9 protein-coding genes are annotated in these 13,652 nt (G+C 72.4%); 7 read left to right on the top strand and 2 right to left on the bottom strand.

Features of this window, described 5'->3' with window-relative positions; genetic code table 11:
• Window positions 1–57: 57 nt before the first annotated feature.
• The 7 genes from VZQ01_RS02480 (at window position 58) to VZQ01_RS02450 (ending at window position 4,191) form a co-directional block, all read left to right on the top strand.
• Window positions 58–516 carry an ATP-binding protein gene (locus tag VZQ01_RS02480; protein ID WP_223782962.1) on the top strand — a complete coding sequence of 153 codons (459 nt, stop codon included), beginning with the start codon at window positions 58–60 and terminating at the stop codon, window positions 514–516.
• Complete coding sequence (locus VZQ01_RS02475) at window positions 513–1,202, top strand: ATP-binding protein (RefSeq protein WP_426748920.1); 690 nt, start codon at window positions 513–515, stop codon at window positions 1,200–1,202. Before VZQ01_RS02480 ends, VZQ01_RS02475 begins: the two co-directional genes overlap by 4 nt.
• The gene (locus tag VZQ01_RS02470) at window positions 1,193–1,768 is read left to right on the top strand and encodes a SpoIIE family protein phosphatase (RefSeq protein ID WP_426746833.1); all 576 of its coding nucleotides are present in this window, start codon (window positions 1,193–1,195) and stop codon (window positions 1,766–1,768) included. The genes VZQ01_RS02475 and VZQ01_RS02470 overlap by 10 nt, the downstream gene beginning before the upstream one ends.
• The gene (locus VZQ01_RS02465) at window positions 1,765–2,253 is read left to right on the top strand and encodes an STAS domain-containing protein (RefSeq protein WP_223782960.1); all 489 of its coding nucleotides are present in this window, start codon (window positions 1,765–1,767) and stop codon (window positions 2,251–2,253) included. Before VZQ01_RS02470 ends, VZQ01_RS02465 begins: the two co-directional genes overlap by 4 nt.
• A gap of 21 nt (window positions 2,254–2,274) precedes the next feature.
• Window positions 2,275–2,946, top strand: coding sequence for an STAS domain-containing protein (locus tag VZQ01_RS02460; protein WP_426746832.1), 672 nt, complete (start codon window positions 2,275–2,277; stop codon window positions 2,944–2,946).
• 30 nt (window positions 2,947–2,976) lie between these two features.
• Window positions 2,977–3,399 carry a hypothetical protein gene (locus VZQ01_RS02455; protein WP_223746840.1) on the top strand — a complete coding sequence of 141 codons (423 nt, stop codon included), beginning with the start codon at window positions 2,977–2,979 and terminating at the stop codon, window positions 3,397–3,399.
• A gap of 156 nt (window positions 3,400–3,555) precedes the next feature.
• Complete coding sequence (locus VZQ01_RS02450) at window positions 3,556–4,191, top strand: hypothetical protein (protein ID WP_223746841.1); 636 nt, start codon at window positions 3,556–3,558, stop codon at window positions 4,189–4,191.
• 56 nt (window positions 4,192–4,247) lie between these two features.
• Here the strand turns inward: VZQ01_RS02450 and VZQ01_RS02445 are convergent, their stop codons facing one another.
• Both VZQ01_RS02445 and VZQ01_RS02440 read right to left on the bottom strand, forming a co-directional pair.
• Window positions 4,248–12,167, bottom strand: coding sequence for an Ig-like domain-containing protein (locus tag VZQ01_RS02445; protein WP_426746831.1), 7,920 nt, complete (start codon window positions 12,165–12,167; stop codon window positions 4,248–4,250).
• On the bottom strand, window positions 12,164–13,552 hold the full coding sequence (locus VZQ01_RS02440) for an OmpA family protein (protein WP_223746843.1): 1,389 nt from the start codon (window positions 13,550–13,552) through the stop codon (window positions 12,164–12,166). Before VZQ01_RS02440 ends, VZQ01_RS02445 begins: the two co-directional genes overlap by 4 nt.
• Window positions 13,553–13,652: the final 100 nt, after the last annotated feature.

Below are 13,652 nucleotides of genomic sequence, written 5' to 3'. Positions count from 1 at the left end.
GGATTCGTTGCCTCATACCCGCGTAATCCCAAGGGATTTACTCCGGGAACGAGCCCTTTGCCGTCGCCTCTGCCTGCCTCCGCCTCGCTGGACCCGCACCTGTCGGTGACCGTCCGACATCCCGTGGACGCGGTGGTGGCGGCCTCTTTGAGCCGGCGCTTCGCGCGCGAGTCGGGGCTGTCGGCGGCGTCCAGCGCGGAGGTGGCGGTGGTGGTGAGCGAGCTGGCCACCAACCTGGTGCGCCACACGCGGGTGGGCGGCACGGTGGAGCTGTGGCGCGAGGACTGCTGGCTGTGCATCCGCGCGCGCGACAGGGGCCCGGGCATGGCGGAGCCGGAGCGGCTCTTCCTGGGGCGCGCGGGCCGGCCCGGGCCGCTGCCCGGAGAGAGCCTGGGTGAGGGCGGCGCGGCGGTGCGGCGACTGACGGACGAGGTCCGTGTGTCCAACCGCGAGGGCGGGGGCCTGGAAGTGTTCGCTCGAAAGCGCATGAAGCTGGAGGCAAGCAAGCCGTGGTGAGTCGTGGTGGGACCAGTTCGCAGCTGCTCGGTGTCCTCCAGCACTTCATGTCGGAGACTGCCGCGAGGCTCGTGCTCAGGGGGACGCTGGAGCCGCTGCGGTTGAGTGCGGACACGCTGGGCACGGCGGAGCTGCCCCGGGTCATCGAGGCGCTGGAGCCGGCCACGCGGCACTTCGTGGACCCGTCGAGGCGGCCGGACCTGTCCGCGCGGCTCAAGGCGCTGCTGGCGACGGCCACCGTGCCCAGCGGCCTGGGGCTGCGCCAGCCCTCGGCGACGTCCAGCGCTCCGGTGGAGGCGCGGCCCACGACGTATCAGGTGCGCACGGAGGCGGACGCCAGCCAGGCGCGGCTCGCGGCGCGCGCCCTGTGCGAGGCCATGGGCGGCCGCGGCTACGAGTGCCAGAAGGTCGCGACGGCGGTGAGCGAGCTGGCGCGCAACCAGGTGTCCTATGCCGGCGGCGGCACCATCCAGCTCATCCCGGTGCAGGCGCCGCGCAAGCTGCTGCGCGTGCGCGCCGAGGACCAGGGCAAGGGCATCCCCGAGCTGGAGCGCGTGCTGTCCGGCACCTACCGGAGCAAGACGGGCATGGGCCTGGGCATCCTGGGCGTCAAGCGGCTGGCGGACAGGTTCGAGGTGAAGACGGGCCCCGCCGGCACGCAGGTGGAGTTCGAGGTGTGGCTGTGAGGCTCGCCGTCGCCCACCTGACGCGGCCCAAGCCGGGCGAGGTGGAGAACGGCGACGGCGTGGTGGTGCGCTCCGGGTCGGGCGTCACGCTGCTCGCGGTGGTGGACTCGCTGGGCCACGGGCCCGCCGCGGCCCTGGCGACGGCGGCCGCCACGCAGTGCCTGACGCGGATGCCGCTGACGTCCTCGGTGGAGGAGCTGGTGGCCGCGCTGCACGTGGCGCTCAAGCACGGCCGGGGCTCCGCGGTGATGCTGGCCCTGTTCGACGGGAGCGTCCTGCACGCGGCCGGCGTGGGCAACGTGGAGCTGCGCACGCTGGGCACGCGGGTGCCGGTGCTCCCCACGCCGGGCATCCTGGGCCAGTCGTTCCGGACGCTGCGCACCGTGTCCACGCCGCTGTTGCCCAAGGACCGGCTGGTCCTCTTCTCAGACGGGCTGAGCATCCGCCTGGACCTGGAGCAGGTCCGCGGCCAGCCCCCCGACGCGGCCTGCGCGGTGCTCCTGGAGCGCTTCGGCCGCGCCACCGATGACGCCACCGTGCTGGTGGCGGACGTGGAGCCTTCATGAGCCACCCCGAATCCCCCCTGTCCTCGCGTGACCTGTCGCGCATCCCCATCATCCCCCTGTGGGGACAGCTCATCGTCCCCCTGCAGGGCGACATCACCGACGCGCAGGCCGCGCAGCTCTGCTCGGACGTGCTGCGCGACATCCAGCGCACCGGCGCCAGGGGGATGGTGGTGGACATCTCCGGCCTGTGGCTGGTGGACAGCCACCTGTGCGCGGTGCTGGCGCGGCTGGCGGGCTCGGCCCGGCTGATGGGCACGCGCACCGTGCTGTGCGGCATGGGCGCGGACGTGGCGCTCACGCTGCAGAGCATGGGCATCCAGCTGGACGGCGTGGAGACGGCGCTGGGGCTGGAGGAGGGCCTGGCGCTGCTCGGCGTCCGGGCGGTGGGCGCGCGCACGGAGGAGTCCGAGCGGGAGCAGGCGCAGCGGCTGGCCGACGAGATGCTCGGCCTTGTCGCCCCGGCGTCCCCGCGCACCGTCGTCTGACCGTCGTCCGAAGGAGGCGCCATGAGCCACACCCCGTCCGCTCCGCTGTCCATCGCCCCCGAGCGCATCGGCCGCATCATCGACGTGCTGTCGCTCATCTCGGTGGGGGAGTTCTCCTCCGCGCGCACCACCATCGACATCCGCGAGCAGGACGAGCTGGCGGCGCTGGAGGAGACGCTCAACATCTTCGTGCGCGAGCTGGCCTCCACCCGCCGCGAGCACGAGGAGGCGCTCACGCGCCTGGCGGCGAGCCACCGCGAGCTGGAGGAGAAGCTGTCCACCATCGACCGGCAGCGCGACGCCATCCGGGACTTGTCCACGCCCATCATCGAGCTGTGGGACGACATCCTCACGCTGCCCATCGTCGGCGTGGTGGACACCCAGCGCGCCATGGAGATGACCGAGCAGCTCCTGCACCGCGTGGTCCAGGGCAAGGCCCGCTGCGTCATCATCGACATCACCGGCGTGGAGGTGGTGGACACGATGACGGCCAACCACTTCATCAAGATGGTGGGCTCGGCGCGGCTGCTCGGCGCCTACTGCGTGGTGACGGGCATCCGCCCGGCGATCGCGCAGACGCTGGTCCAGATTGGCGTGGACCTGCGGGAGGTGAAGACGCTCGGCAGCCTCAAGGAAGGCCTGCGCGACTGTTTCCTGCACCTGAATGGCCGCGGCGCGGGCCCCCACCGCTGAAGCCCTCGCGACCGCTGGAGGAGACACGACATGGTTCGCATGTGGACGTTCGGTGACAGCAAGGTGTGGCTCGAGTCGCCGGACATCGTGCGGCTCGTCAACGTGGGCCCGTTCGACGTCAAGCTCATCCATGACCTGGCCGGCGTGGCCGAGGAGCTGCGCGGGACGCACCCCACGCTCTATCTCATCAATGACTCGCGGCGGACCTCGAGCATCACCTCCGAGGCGCGCCGCATCTTGAGCGAGACGCCGGAGGTGATGCCCTTCGCCGGCACCGTCATCTTCGGCGCGAGCTTCTCGCTGCGCACCATGGCGAACATGATGGGCCGCGCCTCCCTGCTGCTGGGGCGGACGCGGAGCGCGCCGTTCGGCATGGTGGACACGGAGGACCAGGCCCGCGCCTGGGTGGCGGACCTCCGCGCGCGGGCGCAGGCGGTCTCCCGCGCCTCCTGAGCGGGGCAGGGGGGAAGAAATCGTCACCCCTCGATGCAAAGAAAATCCCCGGGTGCCGACCTCCAGGTGAACGAGGGGGGAGCGGCGCGAAGGCGCCGAGCCTGTCCCGCGTCCTGGCGCGACAGGCGCGCCAGCGTCAGCCCGGAGATGAACCCCATGAAGCTGTTGCGTACGGCCCTTGCCTCGCTGTGCCTCGCCTCCCTGCTCACCGCGTGCGGAGAGCCCCCGCCGGAGGATGCGCCCGGTTCGCTCGACACGAGCGTGCAGGAGCTCCCGCCCCTCCCGGACCCCGGAGAGGAGGAGCCGGGGGGAGGTGGCTGCGGTGGCTGCGGCGGAGGCTCCACGCCCGTCACCATCAGCACGGTGCAGAACACCACGCCGCCCGTCTACATCAACGCCAACATCCCCCTGTACCCGCTGGCCTACGGGCGCCCCAGGGACTGGTGCCGGCAGTCGAGCTACGTTTCGATGAGCTACACCAGCCCGCTGAGCCCGGGTGGCTCGCTCACCTTCAGCGGCGTCGTCGCGCCGAGCACCAAGGTGAACTTCTACATCTACGACACGCTGGGCAACCTGGTGAAGACGCACCAGACGCACCACTCGCACGACAACTGCGTCATCGCGCACGAGCAGGAGGTCACCCACACGTACGGCCTGTCGGCGGGCACCTACCTGGTCTACGCGTCGTACTGGTTCATCGGCATCTACCTGAACGACGGCTGGTACATGAACGGCGGCCAGGGCCCGCTGGGGTACACGAACGACTACGTGGGCTCGTTCGTCATCCAGTGACGTGAAGCGCTCGCCCCTGTGCGTTGGGGCGAGCGCCTCGTGCCTCGCGCGTCCGTTCAGCGCCGGCGGCGGAACATCGCCACCAAGCCCGGCGCCGCGACGCACAACAGCCACCCGAACACCTCCAGGGGACTGCCGCCCGTCGACGCGCAGCCCACGCCGCCGCCCTCCACCAGACTGGGGCGGATGGTGTGCCAGGCGCGATGGGCGGGCGCCACCTCCACGTTGCCCGCGAAGTCCGTCGCCCAGACGTCCAGCGTGTGGTCTCCCTCCGCCAGGTTGCGCAGCGTGAGCTCCTTCGCGCAGGGCTCCGGGTCCTTGCCATCCACCGAGCACCGGAAGCTGGCGACCTCCTCGGACGTGTCCAGGATGAAGGTGACGTTGGCGAGCGTGCTGGTGCCCGTGGGGCCGCCGGTCAACGTCGTCACGGGGGGGATGAAGTCCAACCGGAACAGGCGCGGGTCGGAGCGGGTGCCCGTGTTGCCCGCGGCATCCACCGAGTACACGCGCAGGGCCTGGTCTCCGTGCACCGTGGCCTTGTCCACGACGAGCGTCCACTCGCCTCTATCATTGGCCATGGCGGTGCCCACCACCAGGCCGTTGAGCTCCGCGGTGAGCGTCGTGCCCGCCTCGGCCGTGCCGGTGACGGTATCGAAGCTCCGGCCGAGGATGCTGCCCTCCGTCGGCGTGATGATGAGCGGCGCTCCCGGCGCGGTGGCGTCCACCGTGAAGGTGCGCGCCTCGGCCTTCTCTCCGCGCCGGTCGAACGCATCCAGGCAGTCCGCCGTGACGGTGTACGCGCCCTCGGTCAGGTCGGCGGTGGGGGTGAAGGACCACTCACCCGCGCCGTTGACGGTGATGGTGGGCGTCTGGGGTTGGTCGTTCAGGTGGACGGTGAGCCGGCACTGGGGCTGGGCGGTGCCTCGAATCGAGGGCCGGCGGGAGCGCAGCAGCGCGCCCGGCGCCGGCGACAGCAGCACGGGAGGCGTGGGGTCCTCCAGGTCCAGGGTGAACCTGCGCACGGCCATCCGCGCCGTGTTGCCCGCCGCGTCCCGCGCCTCCACGGAGAACTCGTGGACGCCGTTGGCCAGGGGCTCCAGGGGCTCGTAGCTCCAGTTGTTCGCGGCGTCCGCGGTGACGCTCGGCAGCGGCTTGCCGTCCAGGGTGATGGTGATGATGCTGTTCGGCTCCGAGGTCCCCATGAAGCGCGGCCTGGCCAGGGTGAGGACATCCCCCTCCTTGGGCGACGCGACGACCAGCGGAGGGTTGAAGCCGGAGTCCACCGTGAAGCGGACCGGGAGGGACGGCTCGCTCAGGTTCGCCGCCGTGTCCCGCGCCCTTGCGGTGAGGTCGTGGGGGCCCTGCGACAGCGAGGGCGAGGTGAAGGACCAGGTCCCGCCCTCTCCCACCGTCGTGGTCAGCGTGCTGCCGCGCTCGTCACCGTCGATGGCGAGGATGATGGTGGTTCCCACGTCCCCCGTGCCGGTGATGGTGGGGCGCGCGGAGGTGATGGCCGTCCCGTCCACGGGATAGGTGATGGTGGGGCGGTTGGGGGGCGTGACGTCGACCTCCAGGTCGATGCCATTGGACGCGGCGCTGATGTTGCCCGCGGCATCCGTCGACTTGGCCGTCACCGTGTGCTCGCCCCCGGGGATGGTGGTGACCCTGGTCATGATCCACGTCCCATTGGAGCCCGCCACCACCCGCGCGTTGACGCGGAGGTTGCCCTCGATGAAGAGCTCCACGGTGCTTCCCGCCTCGGCCGTCCCCGAGAAGTCCACGCCCGCGCTGCCCACCAGGATGCCGGAGTTCGGCAGCAGGATGACGGGCGGGTTCGGCGGGGTGACGTCCACCCGGAACGTGTCGACGGTGGCGTCGCTCTTGTTCCCCGTGGCGTCGGTGGCGGTGACGCTCAGGTTGTAGATGCCGCTGGTGGTGAAGACCTGCGTGGGCAGGGTCCAGATGCGGCTGGCGCCGGCCTGGACGGCGGGGGACGCGACACCGTTGATGGTGACGACCACCGTGCTTCCGGCCTCCGCCTCTCCCTCGATGATCGTGCCCGCGGTCCCCACGACGGTGTCGGCCCTGGGGGTGGTGATGATGGGCTTCGCCGGAGGCGTGGTGTCGACGGAGAAGATGCGCGTCGCCGGGTCGCTCTTGTTGTTGAGCGCGTCGGTGGCGGTGACCACCGCGGTGTGCTCGCCGTCCGGGATGTTGGTCTTCGTCGGGATCGTCCACTGCCCGTCGGCGGCGGTCGTGGTCGTCCACGACAGCGTGCCCACGACGACGTCCACCCGGCTCGCCGGCTCGGCGGTGCCGCTGAAGGCCGTGCCGGCGACGCCCACCCGGGCCGCGTTGGCGGGCGTCACGATGACGGGCACGTCGGGCTTCGTCGTGTCCACGTTGAACGTGACCTGGGCGGCGCTGCTGACGTTGCCGGTGGCGTCGGTGGCGGTGACGGAGGCGGTGCGGCTGCCATCCGGGATGTTCGTCTGCACGGAGACGGTCCACCGGGTGTCAGGGCCCGCGGTGGTGCTCCAGTTGAGCGCGCCCACGACGACCTTCACCGTGCTGCCGGCCTCGGCCGTGCCGGAGAAGCCCGTGCCCGCGACGCCAATCTGGGCGCCTCCGATGGGCGTCTCGATGACGGGGATGGCGGGCGGCGTGGTGTCGACGGTGAAGGAGCGCGTCACGGCGGCGCTGACGTTGCCCGCGGCGTCGGTGGCGGTGACGGACGCGGTGCGGTTTCCATCCGCGAGGGTCGTCACCGGCGCGATGGCCCATTCGCCATCCGAGCTGGTCGTGGTGCTCCAGTTGAGCGCGCCCACGACGACCTTCACCGTGCTGCCGGCCTCGGCGGTGCCGGAGAAGCCCGTGCCAGCCGTGCCCACCCGGGCGCCCGCGGCGGGCGTCACGATGACCGGCTCGCTCGGCGCCGTCTTGTCGATGGTGAAGTGGACCTCACGCGCGTCGCTGACGTTGCCGGTGGCATCGGTGGCGGTGACGGACGCGGTGCGAGCGCCCTCGGGGATGTCCGTCCTCGTCGGGATGGACCAGCGGCCGTTGGCGGCCGCGGTGGTCGTCCACTCGAGCGCGCCCACGACGACCTTCACCGTGCTGTTCGCCTCGGCGGTGCCGGAGAAGCCCGTCCCCGCGGGGCCCACGTGGGCCCCCTCGGCGGGGATCTCCACCAGGGGCAGCGCCGGCCTCTGGGTGTCGACGTTGAAGAGGACCTCCGTCGCTCCGCTGACGTTGCCGGTCTCGTCGGTGGCGGTGACGGAGGCCGTCTGCGCGCCATCCGGGATGGCCGTCGTCGTCGCGACGCTCCAGCGGCCATCCGCGCCCGTCGTGGCCGTCCAGGCGAGCGCGCCGACGTTGACCGTCACCAGGGTGCCCAGCTCGGCGGTGCCGGAGAAGCCCGTGCCCGCCGGACCTACCCGGGCGCCCGCGGCGGGCGTCTCGATGGTCGGCGCGGCCGGAGGCACCGTGTCGACGATGAACGTCACCGTCGTGGCCGCGCTGGTGTTGCCCGCGGGGTCCGTGGCGGTGACGGAGGCGGTGCGGCTGCCATCGGGGAGGCTCGTCTGCGCGGCGATGGACCAGCGGCCGTTGGCGGCCGTGGTGGTCGTCCACGAGGCGCTGCCGACGGAGACCCTCACGAGGGTGCCCGCGACCGCGGTGCCGGAGAAGCCCGTGCCGGCCGTGCCCACCCGGGCGCCCGTGGCGGGCGTCTCGATGACTGGCGCGGGCGGAGGCGTCAGGTCGACGGTGAAGTTCGACGTGGTGGTGGAGCTGCTGTTGCCCAGCTCGTTGGTGGCGACGGCGGTGACCTTGTGCGTTCCCTCCGTGAGGGTTCCGCTGAAGCTCACCGTCCACTGCCCGTTGGCCGCCGCGGTGACGGTGCCGAGCAGCACATCATCCAGGTGGACCGTCACCTGGTTGCCCAGCGTGGCCACTCCCGTGAACGCGGTGCCGGCCGGGCCCACCACGGCGTTGTTGGCGGGGGCGGTGATGGTGGGCGCGACGGCGGGCGTCTTGTTGACGGTGAAGGTGACCGTCCTCGCGGCGCTGACGTTGCCCAGGCTGTCGGAGGCGGTGACGGAGGCGCTCTGCGCGCCCTCGGGGATGTTCGTCTTCACCGGGACGGACCAGGTGCCACCGGCGCTGGTCGTGGCCGTCCACGTCTGGGCGCCCACCGTGACGCTCACGGTGCTGTTGGCGTCCGCGGTGCCGGAGAAGCCCGTGCCGGCGGTGCCCACCACGGCGCCCTCCGCGGGCGTCGTGACGACGGGCACTCCGGGAGGCGTGGTGTCGATGATGAAGTTGACCGTCGTCGCCTCGCTGACGTTGCCGGCGGTGTCCGTGGCGGTGATGGAGGCGGTTTGGCTGCCATCCGCGATGGTCGTCTGCGCGGGGACGGACCAGGCGCCGTTGGCGGCGGCCGTGGCCGTCCACGACGCGCTGCCGACGGTGACCCGCACCTGACTGCCCACCTCCGCGGTGCCGGAGAAGCTGATTCCGCTCCGGCCCGCGCGGGTGCCCGGCGCGGGCGTCGTGACGACGGGCACGGCGGGAGCCGTCGCGTCGACGGTGAAGGTGCGCGTGGTGGTGGAGCTGGTGTTGCCAATCCCATCGGTGGAGAGGGCGGTGACGGTGTGCTGGCCCTCGCTGAGGGTGCTGCTGACCGTCACGCTCCACAGCCCGTTGGCCGCGGCGGTGACGGTGTCGACCAGGTTGCCGTCCAGGTTCACCGTCACGCGGTTGGTGGCGGTGGCCGTCCCCGAGATGGTCAGCCCCACCGGACCCACGGGCGTCGCGGTGGTGGGCGTGGTGATGGTGGGCGCGCTGGCGGGCGTCTTGTTGACGGTGAAGTTGACCGTCCTCGCGGCGCTGACGTTGCCCGCGGCGTCGGTGGCGGTGACGGACGCGACGCGGGACCCCGCGGGGATGTCCGTCTGGACGGGGACGGACCAGGCGCCCCCCACGGCGGCCGTGGCCGTCCACGTCTGGGCGCCCACCGTGACCGTCACCGTGCTGCCCGCCTCGGCGGTGCCGGAGAAGCCCGTGCCGGCCATGCCCACGGTGGAGCCCTCCACGGGCGTCGTGACGACGGGCCTCGCCGGCGCCGTGAGGTCGACGGTGAAGGCGACCGTCGTCGCCACGCTGACGTTGCCGAACGTGTCCGTGGCCGTGACGGAGGCGGTGCGGCTGCCCTCCGCGATGGTCGTCTTCGTCGGAACGGACCAGGCGCCGTTGGCCGCGGCCGTGGCCGTCCACGAGGTGCCGTTGACCGTGACGGTCACCGTGCTGCCTGCCTCGGCGGTGCCGGAGAAGCCCGTGCCGGCCGTGCCCACCACCTGACCCGCGGTGGGCGTGGTGACGACGGGCGCCGCCGGAGGCGTCGCATCGACGGTGAAGTTGCGCGTGGTGGTGGCGCTGGTGTTGCCGATGTTGTTGGTGGCGGTGGCGGTGACGACGTGGCTTCCGTTGGCGGGCGTGCTGTTGGCCGGCACGCTCCAGCGCCCGTTGGCGGGCACGGTGACGGTGTCGACCGCGTTTCCATCCAGGCTCACCCGCACCTGATGGGTGGCGGTGGCCGTTCCCGAGAAGGTCAGCCCCGTCGGACCGACCACGGCGTCCTCGGCGGGCGCGCTGATGACCGGCGCGGCGGGGGGCGTCTTGTCGACGGTGAAGGTGACCGTCCTCGCGGTGCTGTCGTTGCCCGCGGCGTCGGTGGCGGTGACGGAGGCGGTCTGGCTGCCCGCCGGAAGGGTCGTCTGCGTGGGGATGGACCAGGCGCCACCGGCCGTGGTGGTGGCCGTCCACGACTCTCCGCTGACGGTGACCGTCACGGTGCTGCCCGCCTCGGCGGTGCCGGAGAAGCCCGTGCCGGCCGTGCCCACGGTGGAGCCCGCGGCGGGCGTCGTGACGACGGGCCTGTCCGGAGCCGTGGTGTCGACGGTGAAGCTGACGGACGCCGCGGTGCTGGTGTTGCCCGCCGCGTCCCTGGCGGTGACGGAGGCGGTGCGGCTGCCCTCCGCGATGGTCGTCTTCGTCGGCACGGACCAGGTGCCGCCCGCGGTCGTCGTGGCGGTCCACGAGGTGCCATTGACCGTGACCGTCACGGTGCTGTTCGGCTCGGCGGTGCCGGAGAAGCCCGTGCCCGCGGTGCCCACCTGGGTGTTCGCGAGCGGCGTGGAGATGACGGGCGCGCCTGGCGGCGTCCGGTCGACGGTGAAGGTGACCGTCGCCGCCGGACTGATGTTGCCGGTGGCGTCGGTGGCGGTGACGGAGGCGGTGCGGCTGCCCTCCGCGATGGTCGTCTGGGCGGCGATGGACCAGGCCCCACCCACGGCCGCCGTGGTGGTCCACGTGATGCCATTGACCGTGACCTTCACCGTGCTGCCCGCCTCGGCGGTGCCGGAGAAGCCCGTGCCGGCGGTGCCCACCTGGGCGTTCGCGGCCGGGGTGGAGATGACGGGCACGACCGGCGGCGTCGTGTCGACGGTGAAGGTGACGGTCGCGGCCGGCCCCGTCTCGTTGTCCTCGTTCGTGGCGGTGACGGAGGCGGTGTGCGTGCCGTCATCGAGGTCCGTCGTCGTCGGCACCGACCACCGGCCATCCGCGCCCGTGAGGGCCTGCCACTCGAGCGTGCCGATCGTGACGGTCACCGTGCTGTCCGTCTCCGCGGTGCCGGAGAAGCCCGTGCCGGCCACGCCCACCTTCGCGTTCGCCAGGGGCACCTCGATGACGGGCGCCGCGGGGGCGAGCAGCGCCTCCACGGAGAAGTAGACCGGGTCGCTCGTGGGGCTCGCGAGCCCCTCCAGCTCCGTGTGCGCCGTGACGGCGTACAGGCCATCCTCCAGGCGGCCGGGCACCTCGATGGAGAACGCGCCGGACTCGCTGACCACCGAGGCGGGCAGCTCGCGCTCGGGCGTGGTGGGCTGGTCGGTGTTGCCCAGCTTCACGTGCACGGTGGCGCCCGGGTCCGCGATGCCCGTGACGCGCGGGGACTGGGCCTTCACGTTGGCGCCGTCTCCCGGCGCGGTGATGACCGGACGCGCGGGGATGACGAGCCCGTGCTCCAGAAGCGTCGCGCCACCTTCCTCCCCGGCGCGCGCCGCCGAGGCCTTGGCGCCCGAGACCTCCGACGCCACGAACACCGGGCAGCCCCGGAGGTTCGCGGCCTGCAGCAGCACGCTGCCCGCGCTCCTCGCCAGCAGCGCCTCACAGTCCGCGCTCTCCACCAGCCGCGCGGAGATGCTGCCGCCCGCGCCGCCCTGGGTGAGCCCCTCCAGCTCCCACGGCCAGGCCCGCGCGTCGGCCTCGATGCGCCCCGCGCCCGTGAGCTTGCGCGCGCGGAAGAAGACCACGCCGCCGCCGCTCGTCGAGCCGCTCTGCGGGCCCGCGCCGCTCGCGGTGATGACGCCGTTGTTGTGCAGCGTGTCCGCGACGAGGAAGGCCACCACGCCGCCGGACGAACCATTCCAGGCGCGCGCCCTCACTTCGCCCGTGGGGTGGATGGTGACGGCCTGGAACTCCGGCACGCGGATGACCTGCGTGCCCGGGAAGGCGAAGTCATTGAGCACCGGACGCGCGAGCAGCAGCACGCCGTCCTTCGCGCGCGACACCCGCGCCAGCTCCCACTGGCCCAGCGGGCTCTCCTCGCGCGGACCGTACGTGAAGGTGGAGAGCGACAGGGCGGCCACGGGACCCGCGTCCGCGCTCTGCAACACCATCACCAGGTCGCCCGCGGCGAAGCCCTCGAGCGTCTCCACGCGCAGCTGGCGGTCGCCCTTGCGCACCGGGCCCGTCACCGCCGCGTAGTGATTGACGACCTGACTCGAGTTGGCGGGGACCGTGAGGGACTCGTCCCGCGCCTCGCCCAGGCCGAAGACATCCGCTTCGGCGAACGCGGAGTGCGCGCCCAACGCCACGACGCAGGTCAGAAGGTGCAACCATCTCAGTGATTTCATGGCGTGGCTTCCAGGTTCGTCGGCAGCATGAGGAGGAGCTCGACCCGGCGGTTCTTCTCGCGCCCCTCGACGGTTCCGTTGCTCTGTGCGGGATGCTCCGGGCCATAGCTCCGCAATCGCAGCTTCTGGGGAGAGACACCACGCTCCACCAGGTAGCGCCACACGGCCTCCGCGCGGGCGCGACCCAGCCGTGGGTTGAAGGTCTCCGTGGCCGAGTCGTCCGTGTGTCCATCCACCGTCATCAGCTTCACCGACGGGTTGGTCAGCATCAGCTCCACGGCGCGCTCCAGGTCCGGCGAGGACTCGGGCAGCTCCGCGCTCCCGACGCGGAAGTACACGCGGCCGTCGAGCACGAACTTGTCCCGGGACACGTTCGCGACGGGCGAGGCCTCGCCGGGGTTGGGAATCATCGAGCCCTGCATGTCCGACACGCGCCGGTTCGGCGCGGGCGTGGGCAGCGGCACGGACTCGTGCACGATGCTCGTGTCACTGTCGGGCCGCGTGTCCTCGCCCAGCAGCGAGTTGAACGCCACGCCGGCGACCAGGCGGAACAGCGGGATGCCCGGCTCCGAGCCGAAGCCCAGGCCCCCCAGCGCGAACAGCTCCACGCCCTCGCGCGGCGCATAGCGCGCGCCGCCCAGCACCTCCACCGCGCCCCGCGCCTGCTTCCAGGAGAGCGCCGCGTTGATCGCCACCTCCGCGCGCAGCGGCGCCCCCGTGGTCATCAGGCCCGCGCCCAGGCGCAGCTCGCTGCCCAGCTCGCGCGCCTCCAGCGTGGGGACCTCGATGGTGACTCCGCGCCGGACCAGCACGCCCAGCTCGAACGACGGCGCCAGGATGGAGCCCAGCATGCCGCCCACCATGACGCGCGCCAGGATGCTCGTGTCGGCGCCCCGCGCGAACGCGCCCTGCGTCCCGAACGGCAGATAGACGCTCACCTCCGAGGCGAGGTCCACCGCGTCGTCCTCCTCCGTGCGCAACAGGCCCACCCGCGCGCCCACGCGCGGAGAGCCCACGCCGTGCCGCGTGGGCCCCAGCAGCCCCTGCGAGGCCAGGTCGTCTCCCTCGCGCTGGGTCAGCACCGGGATTCGCGCGTCGATCTGCAGCCGCGAGCTCAAGCCGAGCGCCACCGCGAGCACGCCCGTCGTGCGGCTCGTCAGGATGGGCATCGTCTCGCCCTTCGCGTTGAGGGTCATGGGCTCGTGCTGGTAGTGCCCCAGGATGAGCACCCGGAGCTCGGCCGCGCGCAGCACGGTGCCACCGCCCGTCGCGAGGGGGCCAGGACCTGGGTTGATCTCCAGCCGCTCCATCAAGAAGGCGGGCAGGGCCGCCGGCTCCTGGGCGAACGCGCCGGGCGCCAGCAGCAGCAGCGCCAGCGTCCCCATCCGTTGCCACGTGAGGCACCACCCACTCATCCGCGTCCCATGGCGCATGACCGACATTGGTGCTCATGCGGGAGACAGCCCGCGGCCACACGCCGGCTCG

The sequence above is a fragment of the Myxococcus faecalis genome (genome assembly GCF_050039385.1).
In the GTDB taxonomy this organism is placed as follows: domain Bacteria; phylum Myxococcota; class Myxococcia; order Myxococcales; family Myxococcaceae; genus Myxococcus; species Myxococcus fulvus.
Note: the sequence above shows the minus strand (reverse complement) of the source record. Positions and strands in the feature narration are given on the sequence as shown.